Below are 14,677 nucleotides of genomic sequence, written 5' to 3' on the forward strand. Positions count from 1 at the left end.
CGGGCGGGGGTTTAAGCTTGGCCATGGGGCTCGGCCTTAGCCCCCTCCCCTGCCAGCCGTCAATTTGCGCTGACAAAGCCGGGCGGCCTGGTCCTGGTGCGGATCGTTCAGCTCACCTTTGAGCATCATTCGTAGCTGCGCGGCTTGGGTGGAAAGTCAGGTCTGTTTTCCACCTTCCCCTACTACCCTGCTAATCAAGCGACTCGCTTTCGAGCGCCAGGCACAAAGGCACGCCCGCTGGCGAGATGCGCCCTTAGGCGACCTCCGCCTTCTGCCGGTTTCCGGACGGCTGGATCACTCCCAAGGCCGCTGACACCGGCTGCTTCTGGGGGTAATTCGGACTAAAATTCCCCTTCCCGATTCCGGACATCCCAGACGGCCATTCACTACGGCCAGGCACATGCAAGCGCCGGTCCCATTGCCGCCCATTCTTTCGATATGATCCGGCCACCGAATCAGCACGGATCTCACCAATGACCGACGACACCACTCAAGGGCCCGAAACCATTACCGCACTCGTTTCAGGCATCGTGTCGCACTACCTAACCAACAACCACGTCGCTATCGCAGATGTGCCCGCGCTCATTTCGACGGTCTACGCCGCCCTGTCGAGCGCGGGCGATCCCGTTCCAGAACCCGCGCCCAAGCTCACGCCCGCCGTGCCGATCAAGAAGTCGGTCACGCCCGACCATCTGATCAGCCTCGAAGATGGAAAGCTCTACAAGTCGCTGAAGCGTCACCTTGGGACACTTGGAATGACGCCGGACGAATATCGCACCAAGTGGGGCCTTGCGAAGGATTACCCGATGGTGGCCGCGAGTTATTCTGCCCACCGGTCCGAGTTGGCAAAAAGCCTGGGGCTCGGCCGTACGGTAGGCGCCAAGGTTGCCGCGTCGGAAGTCGTCATGGCACCCGAGCCGAAGGCAAAGCGCAGTTCCAAGCCGAAGGCCACGCCGATTGATCCAAGCAAAGATACCTTCACCTGATTGGAGAGGGGGAGACGATGTTCACGATGAGATCGCCTCCCTCCGCCGCCAGAGCAGGCTGCAGCCAAAGCCCCAGAACGCCTGGACCGCGACCGCGCCCACAACGGACGTCAGCATCTCTTCCGAATCCGGACCGTTCCATCGTCACAAATCAGCCGGCTTAGAGTGCGGCTTTGAGTGGGGGACTGGACGACATTCCTCTTCAAGCCCGAGTGCCACTCGCAACGAACGCCGCGCGACGAGGGTGGGAGAACGCCTAGGGCGCCTCAGGAGATGCGTTCATCTGACTTCAGATTTTGATCTGACGCGTCACCTCAACCGTCCGCGTTGGCGGGAGGTCGAAGCGATCGATGATTCGCGCTGCATTCTTGTAGAGAAGGGCGAAGAGGCTATAGCGCCAATGGCTTCGCCAAGAATGCTCCCCTGGGGTGACCAGGTCGCGGGTGCCGAAGAACACCACGCGACCGATATCGATATCCGAAGGCAGTCCGCAGCCAGATTTCAGCGCGTTGGGCACATCGGGTCGCTCGAAGAACCCGTAGCGCAGCGTCACCCGCGATAGGCCATCTACGATCGGCTCGACGTCGCGGCGATCTTCGAAGATGCGCGGCTGTTCCTCGAACTTCAGGTTCAGTATCACCACGCTTTGGTGGAGCGAGCCCGTGTTGCGGACATGGTCGGAAATGTAGCTCGGAATCCGGTCATCTGTCCTGGTCAGGAAGACGCCGACGCCTGGAACGCGGGGGATGCGATTGGCTTTTAGCTCCTCGAGAAACTGATCGACCGGCTCGGCCATGGTCGCCAGCTTTGCGCGCAGGGCCGCCGTGCCCGTCCGCCAGGTCACCATCACGATGAAGATGCAAATTCCAAGCGTCAGTGGGACCCACCCCCCATCCACGATCTTGGCCAGGTTTGCAGTGAAGAAGCTCAGGTCCACCAGGATGAAGATGGCCGAGAGCGGCGCCACGACGATCATCGGCCAACGCCAGACATGGTGCATCGCCCGAAACAGCAGCAGCGTTGTCAGGACCATGGTGGTTGAGACTGCCGTCCCGTAGGCGCCAGCCAGGCGGTCCGAGCTACGGAAGGCCAGCGTTATCGCGATGGTGCCGACCGCCATCATGGCGTTGACCGCAGGCACATATATCTGGCCGTAGACCTTGTCGGAGGTTTGCCGGATGTTGAACCCCGGCAGCCAACCGAGTTGCATGGCTTGGCGGGTCATGGAGAAGGCGCCGGTGATGATCGCCTGGCTCGCAATGATGGTGGCGAGCGTCGCCAGGATGACCAGAGGGATCACCGCCCAGTGAGGCGCCAGCAGGAAGAAGGGGTTTATTCCCTTGGGGGCGCCGTCGAGCAGAAGACCGCATTGACCAGCATAGCTCAGCAGCAGGCTTGGCAGGGCGACGGCGTACCAGGCGAGGCGGATGGGCAGGCGACCGAAGTGGCCCATGTCCGCATAGAGCGCCTCGCCGCCGGTGGCGCAGAGAAATACGCCGCCGAGCAGGACCAGGGCTCCAGGCCCGCTCGACAGCAGCAGGCGCAACGCGAACCAGGGATTGACCGCCTCCAGCACCCGGGGATGATGGACGACGGCGACGAGCCCCAGGACACCGATGGCGACGAACCACAGCAGCATGATCGGACCGAAGGCCTTGCCGATCACCGCGGTGCCGAAGCGCTGAACCGCGAATAGGGCCACTAAGATCGCTATGCCCAGGGGCAGGATGAAGGGCTTGAGCGCCGTCGTCGCGACATTGACCCCCTCCAACGCGCTCAGCACCGAGATCGATGGGGTGATGACTCCGTCGCCATAGATCAGCGCCGCGCCGAGAAGGCCCATGGTGGCGCCGATATAGGTCCCTCGTCGCCAGTCGTTCATGCCGACCAACGACATCAGCGCCAGGATGCCGCCCTCCCCCTGGTTGTCCGCGCGCATGACGAACAGGCAGTACTTCACCGAGATTGTGATCAGCAGGGTCCAGAAGATCAACGACAGCACGCCGAGCGCGGCTTGCTCCTGGCTCTGGCCGCCCAGCGACCCGACGATGGTCTGCATGGTGTAGAGAGGACTCGTGCCAAGGTCGCCAAACACGATTCCAAGGGCGGCTACCGCGGTCCAAGGAGCTGCCCTGGGCGCACCAGAACCGTTCAGGGCGTTTGGGGTCATTGGGTAAGCCTCGCTGCAGCACCCTGAACGCTGGGAGGTGGAATTAGACCCCGCGCTTGATACCGGGGAAAGAAAGCAGAATGACAGCGGCCCCGGTGGGATGCGGCAGCGCAGCTTTGCACGACGGTTCCGAGAGGGAAGCCTCGCTGTTCAGGCGCCGCTCACCGACGCCGCTTGCATCACGACGCATCCGCCCTGCTCAACGGCTTTCGACCGCGTCTGCTTACCCGCTAGGCCTACGGTATCGGAGCGGTGCATACCTAGCGTCGGTAGAATGTTTGGGGGCTAGGGTATCGTGACGGTTCAGGATGAAACGCGGCCCGCCGCCTGGAAGACGGCGATGGTGGTCACCGCCGTGGTCGCCGTGGGCTTTGTGGCCTGGGCGCTGAAGGGCATCCTCACGCCCTTCCTGCTGGCGGTGTTCCTGTTGCTGATGATCGACGGATTGGCCCGGGCGCTTCGCGAGCGTATCCCCGGATTTCCCCGTCGTCTGGCGATGCCGGCCGCTTTGACGCTGATCGTCGCCTTCTTCCTGGCCGTGATCTGGATGGTCGCCAACAACACGGCGCAATTCGTGGCCCAGGCGAGCGGCTACGAAAAACGGTTGAACACCATTCTGGGCCAGGTTGCAGCCAAGGTCGGCCTGCACGTCCCGCCAACCGTGGAAGGGCTTGTCCACCAGCTCAATCCGGCAAAGTACGCCGCGCCTTTGGCGCAAGGCGCCCAGGGCGTCGCCTCTGGCGCCTTCGTGGTTCTGCTCTATCTCGCCTTCCTCGTCGCCTCGCGGGGCAACTTCTCCCGCAAGGGCGCGAAGCTGTTCGGCGATCCGACGTCGCGCAACGATGCAAGTCGCATCTTCCAGCGCATCCGCGAAGGCGTGGAAGGCTATGTCTGGGTCCAGACCGTCGCGGGATTGCTCATCGCCGTACCGGCAGGCGTCCTGATGGCGGTGCTCGGGCTGGGCCATGCCGCGTTCTGGGCCCTGCTTATTTTCGTGGCGAGCTACATGCCGGTGATCGGCGGAGCCGTCGGGACGATCCTGCCGCCGATCTTCGCGCTGTTGCAATTTCCCGGCTTTGTTCAGCCCATAATCCTGCTGGCGGGCCTGCAAGCCATCGGCTTTGTGGTTGGCAATGTTGTCCAGCCGAGGATGCAGGGCTCCAGCCTGAACCTGGATCCCGTCGCCATCTTCCTGGCGTTGGCGTTTTGGGGCGCGCTCTGGGGGATCACGGGCGCCTTTCTCTCCACGCCGCTGACCGTCACCGCGATGGCCATCATGTCGCAATTCAAATCCACCGAATGGATCGCCGTCCTTCTCTCGAGCAATGGAGAGCCTTAAAGCGATACCAAGACTCGCGCGCCAGCCGTCGATGCCGGCTGAGGAACAGCGCTCGTCGTGTTGCTACCTCTTTCTTTCAGACACTGTCGCCTAAGAGGTCCGCTTGTAGAGGTAGAGGTCGCCTCTAGAGGGGGTATGTGACGCCGCCAGCTCGGCAGATTACGGATTGGTCGGCGTTTTCGGGATGGATTTGTAGGGCGCCATCACGCATCGGCTGTCGCTCACGACAGAGAAGGCGCCAGGCGAGATTTGAGCGTCGTGCATGGCCAGCGTGCGCCGATCGATGGTGTGGGAAACGTCTACGCCTGCTGGCGGCGCAGGCTCGGAGGCCTCGTTCTCCAGCACGATCATCGCCGGCGTGATGTCCGCGATCTGGCGAATGTTGGTGCATTGGTCCTTACAGTAGAGCCGGCGGTCCAGATCGATGCGATAGATCTCCTGGGCACGCGCAGCATTGCTGACGCCGGCGTCTCTGGTCGCCACCCTGGTGCTACATTGCAGGTCGAACTGGCGAACCTCGGCGGCGGTAGCGCTGGACGCTATGACGACCGCGAAGCTGCTGAATACGATGATCGCACGCATGGACGTAACCCCGAACCCGGCCAATCCAATCGAATGAGGCGATGGGTCGAGTCAAGCAAGCCTTAACTGGGGCGAAAGGGTCTCAGCCGTCCATGACCGACGTCCGCAGTCAGCGAACCTAAGCGAATGTTAGAGACGTGGGGATTGGTTGGCATGAAGGTCGGGGTGCGCCCTCTGCGGACATTGGCTCTGCGCCAGTTTCCGGACGTTTAGATTGCCACCAGACCACCGCTCGGGGCAGCCTCAGTGGCGGCTTTTGGGGTAGTCCGGACGAAGTCACCCGTTCCCAACTCAGACATCGCCCGCGGCTGGGTTCCGAAATGACGCCCACGGCGTAGGCGATCCATTGCGAATGTCGAGAAGGTCCGAATTGAGCAAGGTCTTGGACGTCGCTTACGGATTGGCGAGCGGCTCCTTGCGCCGGGCGATCAGTTGCCACGCCAGGAGGGGCAGGGTCACGATCATCAACGGCACGAAGAAGGCGAGAACCGGCCACAGCGGCCCTGTGACGCCGACGGATACGGGCTCAAGGATCTTCCGATGAACACCGACGGCGATGTCGACGATCGTCTCCAGGATCAGGAGCCAGCTAAATAGGACACCCAGGCGCGCGCCCTTGCGAAGCAAGGCGATGGAGACGGCTGCGATCGCCGCTCCGACCAGATCGCCAACCACGATTTCGGTCACAGCGATGTTCGATATCCGGTAGCCATCGTGTTGGGCCTGGATGACGAACAGCGCCACGACCCGAAAGACGTGAACCGAGAGAAGGGCGATGAGCGCATCCGCCCGACTCAGTCGCTTGAGCCGGGGAGCAATCAGAAAGACGCCTGCGAGCCCGAACAGGATCAGGCTCGCCAACTGAACTAATCTCATGGAGCACGCACCTTCTGCGAAAGCTGTGAGAGCCCAGACACCTGCCCTAGCTTTTCACCTTGGTCAGTTCTGAATAGATCTCGCTGACGAAGCGGTCGGCGCTGGTGGGGCCGCCCAAGACGACCGGGTCTTGACCGCCTGGCGTACGACCGTCGTAGGGCGCCGTTGGCCTCGCCTGCAGGATTTCGCGCTGGCTGCGACCCTGACCGATCATCCGCTGAACAGCCGTGGCGACGGCGACGATCATGTCCCGGTAGACGACGACGTCGGCGCGATGAACCAAGCCGCCGTGACCCGGGACGATCAGCGTGTCCGGGTCGGCCGTGTTCATGACGACGTCGAGCGCCGCCACCATTCCTTTCAAAGTACCGCCGTCGGCAAGCGAGATGAACGGATAGCCGTAGTTCCGATAGACGTCGCCGACGGCGAGGACATCGGCCGTCTCGAATTTGATGATCGCGTCCCCCGCCGTGTGGGCGGGTGGAACAGGGATTAGATCGACCGTCTCGCCGTCCAGGCGGATCTTCATTGGACCGCCCATGCCGAAGGTCAAGACCGGAAGCCTTGCTGGAACTCTTGGAGGCGCTGCATTCCCGGCGATGGCCGGCAAGGGCGCGAGCATCTCCTCGCGCGATTCCTCCCGCGCAATCACCAAAGCGCCCAAAGCCGAGATAGCCGCATTGCCACCGGTATGATCGAGGTGGGCGTGCGTATTGATCAGATAGCGGATCGGCTTATCGCTCGTCTTTCGGATAGCGACGACGACCTTGTCGGTGATGGGAGCGTATTGAGCGTCCACCATCAAAACGCCCTCTGGGCCGACCAATGCCGTGATCCTGCCGCCGGCGGCGTCGGGATGGACGGGATCGTCCCCCGGCGAGCCGGTGAAGGTGTAGAGGTTTGGCGCAATCTTCTTTGCCGACAGTTCGATCTTGGCATAGGCGATCCCCTGGGCCTGCGCGCCCGAGGTCGCGAGCCCGGCCAGAGCAACCGCGATCGTCCACGCGCGGCCTTGTCCGGATCGAACGGGTCTGCTGGCCATGCTCAACTCGCGGGTTTCAGTTGGGCGTAGACCAGGCTTACAAAGCGGTCGGCGCTGTTGCCGAAGCCCGCCGGCAGGGGCGCAAGGGCGCCGGGGATCTTGGCGTCGTAGGGCGCGGTCGGCTTGGCGGCCAGAACCTCCTTGAGAGTCTTGCCCTGGTCGATCATCGCCTGGACCCTGCCCCTGACGTCCAGGATCATGAGGCGGTAGGGGACGAGGTCGCTTCGGTGGATGATCGAGCCGTGGCCGGGAACGAGCACCGTGTCCGGCCCCGCCAACTTCAGGGTCAGATCGACCGCATCCAGCACGCCTTGCAGGCTGCCGCCGTTGCCAGGGTCGAAGAACGGATAGCCGTAGTTGCGGTAGAAGTCGCCGATCATGATCACGTCGGCGGTCTCGAAGCGGACCATGGTGTCGCCGCCCGTATGCGCGGCCCTGAGTGGGATCAGATCGATCGTCTCGCCATCCAGATGGAGCTTCACCGAGCTTCCAAGGCCGTAGGTCACGACGGGAAGCCGGGCAGGATCGGTTCCCGAGGCCGCTGCGCCGACGGCGGCGGGCAGCGGTCGCAGCAACTCCTCGCGCGTTTCCTCGCGCGCGAAGATCACCGCGCCCTGCCTGGCGAAATTCGGGTTGCCGCCGGTGTGATCGGGATGCTCGTGCGTATCGATCAGGACGCGTATGAGCGCCGGGCTGATCCGGCGGATCGCGGCCAGGACCTTGTCCGACAGGGGCGCATACTGGGCGTCGACCATGACCACGCCATCGGGCCCGACCAGGAGGCCAATACGGCCGCCGGCGGCCTCTGGATGGCCGGGATCGACATCTGGAGAGCCGGTCAGCGTGTAGATGTTGGGGGCCAGCTTTTCGGTTCGAAGCTCGATCCTGTCGAACGGGATGCCCTGCGCCGCGACGGCCGACGCCGACATCACGAAGAGCAGCGCGCCTGCCGCGGCCATAGCCGGTTGGAGCAGAGACGGCCTAAACAAGCGGATCATCTGAGGAGCCAATTGGTTTAATTTCGCTACCATACGGCTTATATCTACCAAAAGGTTTAATGATGCAACCACATTCGGCGACGACCGCCGCGCAGAAATCCAAGGAGGGCGTCAACCCGTGAGAAGAAAGAGCTTTGAAGGCGACGCCTGCCCCATCGCTCGATCGCTCGATGCGGTCGGCGATTGGTGGAGCTTGCTGATCGTCCGCGAGGCGTTGGCCGGCGTGACCCGGTTCAGCGGGTTTCAGCGCAATCTCGGTGCGGCCAGGAACATCCTGGCGGCCCGGCTCAGGACCCTCGTCGCCCAGGGCATCCTGACCACGGCGTCGGGTCCGGGTGACAACGCCCATCAGGACTATCTGCTGACCGACAAAGGGCGCGCCCTATTGCCGGTGTTGGTGGCGCTGGCCCAATGGGGCAAGTCGAACCTGTTCGAACCGGGCGAGACCTGTCTCGAACCCTTGGACGCTCAGGGAAATCCCCGGCAACGACCAAAGCCCCAAAGGCCCTCGCCCAAGGCGCTAGCGAAGGTCCGGTTCCCGGTAAATAGCCAATGACGGGTATGCGCCCTAAGCCGCCATCGGGGTGCTGTCAGTTCAACGCGAACTTGTCTACGCTCAGACGTAGCTCTCCCAAACCCGAGCTAGCTCTATCCCATGACCTGCCGCCACTCAGCCAGCGCGGCTGAGCGTCGATCTTTGTAGGTCTGTCGGCTAACGAGGTGGCGCTCCTGATTGAAGTGGTTGTGGAAGGATGCATGGACCGAGGCGAACTGCTGGAGTGTCTTCATCCTCCGAAACCTCAGCATCGCCCGCTCTCGTCGTCGGAAGGGCTGGTGGGAACTCTCCGCCCTGTTGTTGGCCCAACGGCCTATTTCCTGGCGGTCGGCAACGTTCAACTCCTTCATGGCGGCTCGATAGGAGCGCAAGCCATCGGTGGTGATGGTCTTGGCGCAGCCGTGCCGCTTCATAATCTTCTTCATGAACTTCAGCGCGGCGGCCTTGTCCCGATCCTTGGTGGCGAAGGATTCTAGGACTTCCCCTTCGTGATCCACCGCCCGCCAGAGATAGTGCATCTCGCCATTGATCTTCACGTAGACCTCGTCGAGGTGCCATTTCCAGTGCGTGTGCTGGCGCATCGCCTCGACCCGCCTCTTGCGGATCTCGGAGGCGAACATCGGACCGAAGCGGTCCACCCACTTGCGAACCGTCTCGTAGCAGATGTCGATCCCGCGCTCGTGCAGCAGGTCTTCGACGTTTCGCAGCGACAGCGGGTAGCGCACGTACATCAGCACCACCAACCGGATCACTTCCGGCGAGCTGTCGAACCAACGAAACGGATTGGGCGGGGGCTTAAGCTTGGCCATGGGGCTCGGCCTTAGCCCCGCCGCCTGTCAGCCGTCAATTTACGCTGACAGAGCCCCCAGTGTTGCTGCTAAGATTGGCTTGATTATGCGGGGTGGATCGGTCGCTCAATGTCGAACGGTTTTCGGTTTTCCCGCTGGGCGGCAATGGGCAAGGACGACGTGTAATGACACTGGCCGAGATTTCACAAATCTCACAGACGCTCGGCTCAGCCGCGGTCGTCGCTTCTCTCATCTTCGTGGGCGTTCAACTAAGTCAAAACACCAAGGCCACGCGAGCGTCGTCCCACCACGCGGTCTCCGAGGCGTTGAACCGGGTCAATCTCCTATGGGCGCGGAACGGCGACGTGGCCAGGATTTGGCTTTCGGGAATGCAGGACAGAGGGGCGTTGACGCCGGAAGATCGATGGCGCTTTGACTCGACCCTTCGGGCCTATCTTCACGTCTGCGAGACCATGTACATGCAAGCCACCCTCGGCGCCGGCGACTCAAGCATCGTCATCGCCGAAGAGACTGGCATCAAGTCGGTTTTTTCGTCGGCCGGCGTCAAAGAGTGGTGGGTGGAAAATCCGTTCGGTTTTTCTCCCGATTTTCGCAGCTACGTCGAGAAGGTCAGTAGCCCCTGATACTCCTCGACAACATTGGCGCCGTTCGGTCGATATTTTCTAAATTTCGGATAGTGCGGTAAAATATCTGTAGCAGAACGCGAAACCAGGAGAGCCGGCGGGTATGGATTGGTTTTGACTGTCACAGCGTTGGGAGCCACGCCATGGAAATGCACCAAATCCGATATTTCCTGGCGGTCAGTGAGACGCTGAATTTGACCAAGGCAGCCGAGCGCTGCAACGTAGCCCAGCCCTCTCTCACCCGCGCGATCAAGGCCCTCGAGGCGGAGTTGGGCGGCGAGCTTATCTGCCGCGAACGCAGTCTGTCGCATTTGACGGAACTCGGCCAACGTGTCCTGCCTATGCTGCGCCAGTGCTACGAAACGGCGGTCGCGGCCAAGTCGGTAGCGGTGTCCATGCGCAACGCCGAGGTGGTCCCGCTCTCATTGGCGCTGTCGCACACGATTGGGCTCAAGCCATTCGAACCCATGCTGCAGGAGCTGTCTGGGATTTTTCCTGGGTTGCAACTGAAATTGCATCGAGGTTCGCGCAACGAAGTGGCTGAGTACCTAAAATCGGGAACGGCCGAATTAGCCATTGCCGGCCCCCTCGGCGAAGCGTGGCCACGGCTTGACGCCTTTCCGCTGTTTGAGTTGCCATGTGAAGTCGGTTTCGGTCCAGAACACCTGCTAGCGACCAAGGACCGCGTCAGCTTTGGGGATTTGATTTCCGAAACCCTGGTGATCGACACCAGCTGTGAATTGACCGAGGAATTTCGGGCCAGGCTGAAGGCCAATGGCGTCTCAGAATCTGCGGCGCACTACGTGACGAGGCGAGAGGACCAACTGACCTTACTCAAGGCGAATCTTGGTGTGGCGATCGTCACCGTTGCTGGCGCGGAAATGCACGGCCTTAGCCACGTACCATTGAAGCAACTCGACCTGCGCCTCACGGTCTCTGCATATACTGTTGCTGGACGGCAGCGCGGAAATGCCTCGGTCACCCTGCTTAACATGCTGCGAGCCGCCAATTGGACTTAGACTGGTGCGTCAGAACTATAGAGCAGATTGCTTTGTTTCTCGGAGCCAACGATCAGGAATACGTCCAAGCGGACTCCGTCCATAGCCGCAGAGCATCGATTCCTTAGGCAAGCGGCATTTTCGCCGGCCCGGGCAGGCGTTTAACCTCAACGCAGGCAGCAGACTTCTCCACGGGGCGACACAGGGATTTCCTCGCGGCCGTCCCACCGTTTGCCGCTCGTTTGATGCGAAACCTAAATCTTGATCGGCACGTCAGCCGCCTAGCGGCTCGGCGCGTCGGGCTCTGGCTCAGGACTGACGAACATGATTTCCGCGGCATTTCCCTACGAAAAGCAGCGGCGCCAGGTGCTCGGCCGCGAAATGGCGTACGTCGAGGTCGGAGAGGGCGATCCGATCGTCCTGCTGCACGGCAACCCCACCTCGTCCTATCTCTGGCGCAACGTCATCCCACACCTTCAGCCGCTCGGCCGTTGCATTGCGCCGGACCTGATCGGCATGGGCGACTCCGAGAAGTTGCCGGACAGCGGGCCCGGCTCGTATCGGTTCGTCGAGCACCGCCGTTACCTTGATGCGTTGCTTGACGCCCTCGGTGTGCGCCAGCGTGTGACCTTAGTCATCCATGATTGGGGGTCGACCCTCGGCTTCGACTGGGCCAATCGCCACCGCGAAGCTGTGAGGGGAATTGCCTACATGGAGGCGATGGTCGGCCGGCAGTATTGGGACCATTGGGATAAGTTCGGCATGCGCCCAGTGTTGCAGGCGCTGCGTTCCGAGGCTGGCGAGCAAATGGTCCTCGACGACAACTTCTTCATCGAGAAGGTCCTGCCGGGCGCCATCCTCCGTAAGCTCTCCGATCAGGAGATGGCGGAATACCGCCGGCCATTCGCCCAGCCAGGTGAGGGACGGCGGCCGACGTTGACCTGGCCGCGGGAAATCCCGATCGAGGGCGAGCCCGCCGACGTGACTGCGGCCGTGGACTCCTACGCCGACTGGCTGAAGGCGAGCCGGGTTCCCAAGCTGTTCATAAAGGCCGAGCCGGGCGGAATCCTCGCCGAAGGTAGGGTCCTCGAACATGCCCGCAGCCTGCCCGAGCAGACCGAGGTGACGGTCAAAGGGGTCCATTTCATCCAGGAAGACTCGCCGGACGAGATCGGGAAGGCCGTCGCCAGCTGGATACAGACATTGGGCTGATCAGAGCTGCGAAGCACCAACAGAAAGCAGGACTAGATGGAAATGAAGGACGTGTCCGTTGTGATGGCCCACGGCGGGTGGGCGGACGGATCGAGCTGGGCGCGTGTGATCACCCGGCTCGCGACGCAAGGTATCAAGTCATTTGCCGCGCCGCTGCCGCTGACCGATTTGGCCGACGACGTTGCAGCCCTCAACCGCAGCATCGAGCGGGCGGCGGGGCCGGTCGTCCTGGTTGCCCATGCCTATGCGGGCGCGGTCATCGGGCTCGCACGTCCTGAACAGGTCAAGGCACTGGTCTACATCACCTCGTTCGCGCCCGACGAAGGTGAAACGCTTGCCGACCTGTTCTTTCGCGCCGAACCGCATCCGCAGGCGCCGAAGCTGGCGCCGGACGGCGCCAACCTGTTCTGGCTTCCCGACGAGGCCTTTCCCCAGGCGTTCGCACCTAACGCTTCCCCCGATGATCTCATCGTGCTTGCTGCTACGCAGCGGCCACTACGGTTCTCCTGCATGACGGTCCCGACCGTCGGGCCTGTGCTGTGGAAAACGGTCCCCACCTGGTATCTCGTGGCCGAGCACGACTATATGATTGTTCCGGACACGCAGCGCTTCATGGCCGCGCGCATGAACGCGACGATCAGATCGCATGCCGTCGATCACACGCCGATCGTCACGGCTCCTGACCCCGTCGCTGACATCATCCGCGAAGCAGTCGAGTCGGTCGCAGGCGACTGAAAGAAGCGCCCAACGAGCTGCAAGGGCCGGATGAACACCCATGGACGATCGCTCGTCAAAAAGATTGCGCTGAAGGCGCGGGAGGAACGTGATGACGTCTGTCAGATACCGCGTGGCTGAGGTCGACGGTCTCAACGTGTTTTATCGGGAAGCTGGAAACCCAGGTCAGCCCAAGCTCTTGCTGCTCCATGGCTTTCCCACCGCCGGCCATATGTTCCGGAACCTGATCCCGCTGCTGGCCGACAGGTTTCACCTGGTTGCTCCAGATCTTCCAGGGTTCGGACAGTCCGATATGCCGCCCCGCGCCAAGTTCAGCTACACCTTCGAAAATATTGCAGGTGTCATTGAGCGTTTCACCGAAGTCGTCGACTTTGAGCGCTTCGCCGCGTACGTCTTCGATTATGGGGCGCCGACGGGGTTCAGGCTCGCCGTCCGCCACCCTGAACGGATCACGGCCATCATCTCTCAGAACGGAAACGCGTACGAGGAAGGCCTTAGCGAGGGCTGGAAGCCCATCCGCGCTTACTGGGAAGACCCGTCGCCGGCGAACCGCGAGGCGCTCCGGGTCTTTCTCAGCCCGGAGACCACCCACTGGCAATACACACAGGGCGCGGCCGACTCGGCTTTGGTATCGCCAGATGGTCAGAACCTTGACAATTATTACCTGGCTCGCCCCGGCGCCGACGAGATCCAGCTTGATCTGCTCGGCGACTACAAGAGCAATGTCGCGCTCTATCCCGCTTTTCAAAATTACTTTCGCACGCACCGGCCGCCTCTCTTGGCGGTGTGGGGCAAGAATGATCCGTTCTTTCTCCCGCCCGGCGCCGAAGCTTTCAAACGCGACATTCCGGGCGCGGTCGTGCGCTTTGTGGACGCTGGCCACTTCGCCTTGGAGACCCATGCCTCGGAAATTGCCGACAGCATCCGCGATTTTCTCAAGTAATGAGATCGCTGGATCCAGGCCACTGCTCTCGATGGAGGTCTAAATGATCGAGCGTCCCCTAATTGTTTTTGACGTCAACGAGACCCTTCTGAATCTCGAGACCATGGCGCCGATTTTCGAACGGATCTTCAAGGACAGCGGCGCCATGCGCCTGTGGTTCGCAAACCTCATCGTTTATTCCTGCGCCCTGACGATCGCCGACGCTTATGTCCCCTTCACCGAAATTGGCGGGGCAGTGATGCAGATGCTGGCCCAGACCAAGGGGATTGAAATCTCGGAGGCCGACAAGGTCGAGCTGACCGACAACTTCGCCTCAATGCCTCCGCATCCCGAGGTTCCGAAAGCATTGCAGAAGCTGCGCGACCATGGCTTTCGTCTGTTCACACTTACTGACAACCTACTCGATATCCAAAGCCGACAGCTGGCGCAGGGCGGCATCATAGACCTGTTCGAGCGCCGCTTCAGCGTCGACCAGGAGGTTCGTCGCCACAAGCCGGCGCCCGAAGCCTACGCTTACGTCACGCGGTCCCTTGGAACGCAGCCAGCCCAGATGTGCATGATCGCTTGCCACACCTGGGACACGCTGGGTGCGGTCGCCGCCGGCTGGCAGGCGGCGCTAATCAAGCGTGCCGGAAATGACCTCCTAAGCGTCGGGCCGCAGCCAACATATACTGGTAAGGATCTGGACGAGGTCGCCGACCAGTTGATCGCCCGATACGCTACCTAGGGTCAGGACTCGTTGATCACAGCCAGAAGATGACGGTGGCAGCGAGAGCGATGGCGGAGAAGAAGGCGGTTGGGCATCGAT

Annotated in this window: 15 protein-coding genes; 9 read left to right on the forward strand and 6 right to left on the reverse strand. The window is 61.9% G+C overall.

The annotated features are described in order from the left end of the window. The first annotated feature begins 473 nt into the window (after positions 1–473). Complete coding sequence (locus tag GSQ87_RS03760; protein ID WP_158913345.1) at positions 474–986, forward strand: MucR family transcriptional regulator; 513 nt, start codon at positions 474–476, stop codon at positions 984–986. A 289-nt stretch (positions 987–1,275) separates the two neighbouring features. On the opposite strand, the gene GSQ87_RS03765 is transcribed toward GSQ87_RS03760, so the two are convergent. Beyond that, positions 1,276–3,156 carry a KUP/HAK/KT family potassium transporter gene (locus GSQ87_RS03765; protein ID WP_158913347.1) on the reverse strand — a complete coding sequence of 627 codons (1,881 nt, stop codon included), beginning with the start codon at positions 3,154–3,156 and terminating at the stop codon, positions 1,276–1,278. Positions 3,157–3,451: 295 nt separating this feature from the next. Here GSQ87_RS03765 and GSQ87_RS03770 point away from each other — a divergent pair, with 295 nt between their 5' ends. Next, on the forward strand, positions 3,452–4,495 hold the full coding sequence (locus GSQ87_RS03770; RefSeq protein ID WP_254062727.1) for an AI-2E family transporter: 1,044 nt from the start codon (positions 3,452–3,454) through the stop codon (positions 4,493–4,495). Between the two features lie 159 nt (positions 4,496–4,654). On the opposite strand, the gene GSQ87_RS03775 is transcribed toward GSQ87_RS03770, so the two are convergent. The 4 genes from GSQ87_RS03775 to GSQ87_RS03790 form a co-directional block, all read right to left on the reverse strand. Beyond that, positions 4,655–5,077, reverse strand: coding sequence for a hypothetical protein (locus GSQ87_RS03775; RefSeq protein WP_158913349.1), 423 nt, complete (start codon positions 5,075–5,077; stop codon positions 4,655–4,657). Between the two features lie 393 nt (positions 5,078–5,470). Beyond that, positions 5,471–5,938, reverse strand: coding sequence for a hypothetical protein (locus tag GSQ87_RS03780; RefSeq protein ID WP_158913351.1), 468 nt, complete (start codon positions 5,936–5,938; stop codon positions 5,471–5,473). A gap of 61 nt (positions 5,939–5,999) precedes the next feature. After that, positions 6,000–6,995, reverse strand: coding sequence for an MBL fold metallo-hydrolase (locus GSQ87_RS03785; protein ID WP_254062731.1), 996 nt, complete (start codon positions 6,993–6,995; stop codon positions 6,000–6,002). A 2-nt stretch (positions 6,996–6,997) separates the two neighbouring features. Continuing rightward, positions 6,998–7,993: an MBL fold metallo-hydrolase gene (locus tag GSQ87_RS03790; RefSeq protein ID WP_158913355.1), complete on the reverse strand. Its 996-nt coding sequence runs from the start codon at positions 7,991–7,993 to the stop codon at positions 6,998–7,000. Positions 7,994–8,111: 118 nt separating this feature from the next. Between GSQ87_RS03790 and GSQ87_RS03795 the strand changes: the two genes are divergently transcribed. After that, positions 8,112–8,549 (forward strand): helix-turn-helix domain-containing protein, encoded by a 438-nt coding sequence (locus GSQ87_RS03795; protein ID WP_158913357.1) that lies wholly within the window; start codon positions 8,112–8,114, stop codon positions 8,547–8,549. 92 nt (positions 8,550–8,641) lie between these two features. On the opposite strand, the gene GSQ87_RS03800 is transcribed toward GSQ87_RS03795, so the two are convergent. After that, positions 8,642–9,358: an IS6 family transposase gene (locus GSQ87_RS03800; RefSeq protein ID WP_158913359.1), complete on the reverse strand. Its 717-nt coding sequence runs from the start codon at positions 9,356–9,358 to the stop codon at positions 8,642–8,644. Positions 9,359–9,522: 164 nt separating this feature from the next. On the opposite strand from GSQ87_RS03800, the gene GSQ87_RS03805 reads away from it, so the two are divergent. The 6 genes from GSQ87_RS03805 (at position 9,523) to GSQ87_RS03830 (ending at position 14,596) form a co-directional block, all read left to right on the forward strand. After that, entirely contained in the window at positions 9,523–9,981 is a 459-nt protein-coding gene (locus tag GSQ87_RS03805; RefSeq protein ID WP_158913361.1) for a hypothetical protein, read from the forward strand. A gap of 143 nt (positions 9,982–10,124) precedes the next feature. Then, complete coding sequence (locus tag GSQ87_RS03810) at positions 10,125–11,000, forward strand: LysR family transcriptional regulator (RefSeq protein ID WP_158913363.1); 876 nt, start codon at positions 10,125–10,127, stop codon at positions 10,998–11,000. A 303-nt stretch (positions 11,001–11,303) separates the two neighbouring features. Continuing rightward, a complete protein-coding gene (locus GSQ87_RS03815) occupies positions 11,304–12,191 on the forward strand; it encodes a haloalkane dehalogenase (protein ID WP_158913365.1) in 888 nt (295 codons plus the stop codon). Between the two features lie 42 nt (positions 12,192–12,233). Then, complete coding sequence (locus GSQ87_RS03820; protein ID WP_216838956.1) at positions 12,234–12,926, forward strand: alpha/beta fold hydrolase; 693 nt, start codon at positions 12,234–12,236, stop codon at positions 12,924–12,926. A 112-nt stretch (positions 12,927–13,038) separates the two neighbouring features. Next, a complete protein-coding gene (locus tag GSQ87_RS03825) occupies positions 13,039–13,869 on the forward strand; it encodes an alpha/beta fold hydrolase (protein WP_254062728.1) in 831 nt (276 codons plus the stop codon). A gap of 43 nt (positions 13,870–13,912) precedes the next feature. After that, the gene (locus GSQ87_RS03830) at positions 13,913–14,596 is read left to right on the forward strand and encodes a haloacid dehalogenase type II (RefSeq protein ID WP_158913372.1); all 684 of its coding nucleotides are present in this window, start codon (positions 13,913–13,915) and stop codon (positions 14,594–14,596) included. Positions 14,597–14,677: the final 81 nt, after the last annotated feature.

The sequence above is a fragment of the Caulobacter sp. S45 genome, assembly GCF_009765965.1.
Taxonomy (GTDB): domain Bacteria; phylum Pseudomonadota; class Alphaproteobacteria; order Caulobacterales; family Caulobacteraceae; genus CAHJWH01.

Excerpts from the sequence above, each read along its gene's own strand:
- GSQ87_RS03760 (WP_158913345.1), top strand. The coding sequence starts at position 474 with ATGACCGACGACACCACTCAAGGGCCCGAAACCATTACCGCACTCGTT.
- GSQ87_RS03765 (WP_158913347.1), bottom strand. The coding sequence starts at position 3,156 with ATGACCCCAAACGCCCTGAACGGTTCTGGTGCGCCCAGGGCAGCTCCT.
- GSQ87_RS03775 (WP_158913349.1), bottom strand. The coding sequence starts at position 5,077 with ATGCGTGCGATCATCGTATTCAGCAGCTTCGCGGTCGTCATAGCGTCC.
- GSQ87_RS03785 (WP_254062731.1), bottom strand. The coding sequence starts at position 6,995 with ATGGCCAGCAGACCCGTTCGATCCGGACAAGGCCGCGCGTGGACGATC.
- GSQ87_RS03790 (WP_158913355.1), bottom strand. The coding sequence starts at position 7,993 with ATGATCCGCTTGTTTAGGCCGTCTCTGCTCCAACCGGCTATGGCCGCG.
- GSQ87_RS03800 (WP_158913359.1), bottom strand. The coding sequence starts at position 9,358 with ATGGCCAAGCTTAAGCCCCCGCCCAATCCGTTTCGTTGGTTCGACAGC.
- GSQ87_RS03805 (WP_158913361.1), top strand. The coding sequence starts at position 9,523 with ATGACACTGGCCGAGATTTCACAAATCTCACAGACGCTCGGCTCAGCC.
- GSQ87_RS03810 (WP_158913363.1), top strand. The coding sequence starts at position 10,125 with ATGGAAATGCACCAAATCCGATATTTCCTGGCGGTCAGTGAGACGCTG.
- GSQ87_RS03815 (WP_158913365.1), top strand. The coding sequence starts at position 11,304 with ATGATTTCCGCGGCATTTCCCTACGAAAAGCAGCGGCGCCAGGTGCTC.
- GSQ87_RS03820 (WP_216838956.1), top strand. The coding sequence starts at position 12,234 with ATGAAGGACGTGTCCGTTGTGATGGCCCACGGCGGGTGGGCGGACGGA.
- GSQ87_RS03830 (WP_158913372.1), top strand. The coding sequence starts at position 13,913 with ATGATCGAGCGTCCCCTAATTGTTTTTGACGTCAACGAGACCCTTCTG.